This is a genomic window from Sporomusa sp., assembly GCF_057736855.1.
Genome location: NZ_JBYKYF010000402.1, coordinates 1 through 2,262, shown reverse-complemented (window position 1 = coordinate 2,262; position 2,262 = coordinate 1). Strand labels below are relative to the sequence as shown.

Genomic DNA, 2,262 nt, shown 5'->3' with positions numbered 1-2,262 from the left:
AACGCAATAGTATTCACTTTTCACTAAATCTATATGTGTTCATATTATCACTTTTCAGCAAATAATGTCAAGTAAAATCAGTTTCAATGTGTTTAACTTGTGATAATGTCACCTTGTAGATTATCGCGATAAAATGTCACTATGAACAACGAGGTGCGTTAATGTCTCAAAAACAACTGAATAGGTTTGTCGTTATATCTAAGGTCATTGCTGGTCATTTAACTAACGCGGAACCCGCGATAAACCTAGGAATCAGTGAACGCCAATTCATCCGATTAAAGAAAGGAGTTATTGCCGAAGGTGCTGCCTCTCTTATTCACAAGAATACAAACCGTAAGCCTGCTCACGCCCTAGAGAAGAATGAATGTCTACATGGCTACTGGGAAGTAACTCGTCAGATGCTTCTCCGCCAGGAATTCCCGTCAGTATTTATGCGGATCGCCATGCAATCTTTCTTTCCCAAAATGCTGGTAAACTCTCTATCGAAGATCAACTGGCCGGCAAATTTGTTAACGATACCCAGTTTGGACGTGCTATGTCCGAACTCGGTGTAACCCTCATTGCCGCCCGTTCCCCTCAAGCCAAGGGGCGCGTGGAACGACTTTGGGAGACTCTACAAAGCCGCTTGCCTGTCGAATTCGCCATCGCCCAGATTTCTACTGTTGATCAGGCCAACGCCTTTCTAGCGTCCTATATCGACGACTTTAATCAACACTTCTCTGTAGAACCTATTAATAGCGATCCGGCGTTTCGCGTTTTATCTAACATCGACGTTGATACAGTTTTGTGCGTAAAGATGAAGCGTGTCGTGGACGCTGGCTCTGTTTTTTCGTTTTATAACAGACACTTTGTTTTGACCACCGCTAACAAGGCGCTTCTACCTCCGCCGAAAGCCACGGTCACCGTCTTAATCAGTCCTCGCCTCGGCCTCAAAGCCCAGTACCGTAATACTGTTTTCGAGATCCTCCCTTATATCAAGCCAGCCAAAGCTTCTAAGTCAAAGCAATCCGGTACAAGCAAGGAGCCTTGGATACCGCCGGATAGTCACTACTACAAATACGGACATACTCTGATTAAAAAAGTCACCTTTGAAGATACTGACAAGGACATTCTGGCAATGCTCGAAACCATTTTTCTATGCAAATACGCGTAAATATAGGTGACATTTTCACACGATAATTAACCCTCTTTAGGGGTGACATTTTCTCAAGTTATTGACACGTAAGCGCCATGATTTCTCAGGAACGAAGCGACAGTCAAACACTCATCCCGATGTTAGAAAAACTAAAAGAACTAGGGTATACAAAACCAGTAGCAGACGCAGGATTTGGAAGTGAAGAGAATTACACCTGGTGCGAGGAGAATGGGCTAACAGCATTTATCAAACCAGCGAATTACGACGCAGGCAAAACCCGCAAATATAAAAGCGACATTGGTAAACAGGAGAATATGCCCTACGATGCCGAAAGCGATAGCTACCTTTGTTGCAAGGGACATCCTATCAAGGCAACCTATGAGAAAAAGACTCGATCTAAAGCGGGTTATGCAATCGTAACAACGGTATACACCTGCACCGAGTGCGCTGGCTGCCAACATAAGGTTCAATGCATTAAGCGAGCAAGCAAAAAATCGCTGGAAGAACGGAGCAAGAATCTGCATGTATCCAAACCCTTTCTCAGACAGCGCCAAGAAATGCAGGCGCGCATACAAAGCGAGGAAGGCATTCTGTTACGTATGAACCGCTCCATTCAGGTGGAAGGAGCATTCGGAGTACTTAAAGAGGATATGGGTTTCCGGCGATTTTTGATGGGAGTAGCGTTAAAGTGCAGACCGAATTTTTGCTACTTTGTATGGGATAAATAAACTCCACAACAAAGTCCAAAGCGGACGCTGTGGAACTTATTTACATATTTTCAAAGCGTCCTGACAACTCATAAATAATCTTTTTTAGGGGAAGAGGCTTCCTCTGTTTTGCTATGCCCATAAACAGGTTTCGTATTTGGTTTTTCCCTTTTTCAACCGCCATTTTTCTTATTTTTACTAAAGAAAAGCGTGTCACAAGACGTTTTTTAAATAAACGTTTTGCGACACGCCCATTGGTGCAAGGTGTCTAAAAATAGTCCTAGATTCTGACTTTAAAGCAGAACTCCATTACGTTCCGCTATACATTAATAAACCCATTTTACAGCTTACGATTCCAAGACAATGTCCAGTTAAAAGGCAAATCCCAATAATCATAACCACCATGGGTTATAACATTAT

General features: G+C 43.0%; 3 protein-coding genes and 1 pseudogene. 3 read left to right on the top strand and 1 reads right to left on the bottom strand.

The window, feature by feature from the left end; genetic code table 11:
- The first annotated feature begins 161 nt into the window (after positions 1-161).
- From AC29Z1_RS16840 to AC29Z1_RS16830, 3 genes and pseudogenes are all read left to right on the top strand, one after another.
- The gene (locus AC29Z1_RS16840; RefSeq protein WP_488272607.1) at positions 162-554 is read left to right on the top strand and encodes a hypothetical protein; all 393 of its coding nucleotides are present in this window, start codon (positions 162-164) and stop codon (positions 552-554) included.
- A complete protein-coding gene (locus AC29Z1_RS16835) occupies positions 536-1,153 on the top strand; it encodes a transposase family protein (protein WP_488272606.1) in 618 nt (205 codons plus the stop codon). Before AC29Z1_RS16840 ends, AC29Z1_RS16835 begins: the two co-directional genes overlap by 19 nt.
- 77 nt (positions 1,154-1,230) lie before the next feature.
- Positions 1,231-1,800, top strand: a pseudogene (locus AC29Z1_RS16830) (transposase); the annotation flags it as partial.
- 103 nt (positions 1,801-1,903) lie between these two features.
- On the opposite strand, the gene AC29Z1_RS16825 reads toward AC29Z1_RS16830, so the two are convergent.
- On the bottom strand, positions 1,904-2,059 hold the full coding sequence (locus AC29Z1_RS16825) for a hypothetical protein (protein WP_488272605.1): 156 nt from the start codon (positions 2,057-2,059) through the stop codon (positions 1,904-1,906).
- Between the last annotated feature and the right edge of the window lie 203 nt (positions 2,060-2,262).

Bases quoted from the DNA above. Each gene is read 5' to 3' on its own strand.
- AC29Z1_RS16835 (WP_488272606.1), top strand. From the start codon at position 536: ATGTCCGAACTCGGTGTAACCCTCATTGCCGCCCGTTCCCCTCAAGCC.
- AC29Z1_RS16840 (WP_488272607.1), top strand. From the start codon at position 162: ATGTCTCAAAAACAACTGAATAGGTTTGTCGTTATATCTAAGGTCATT.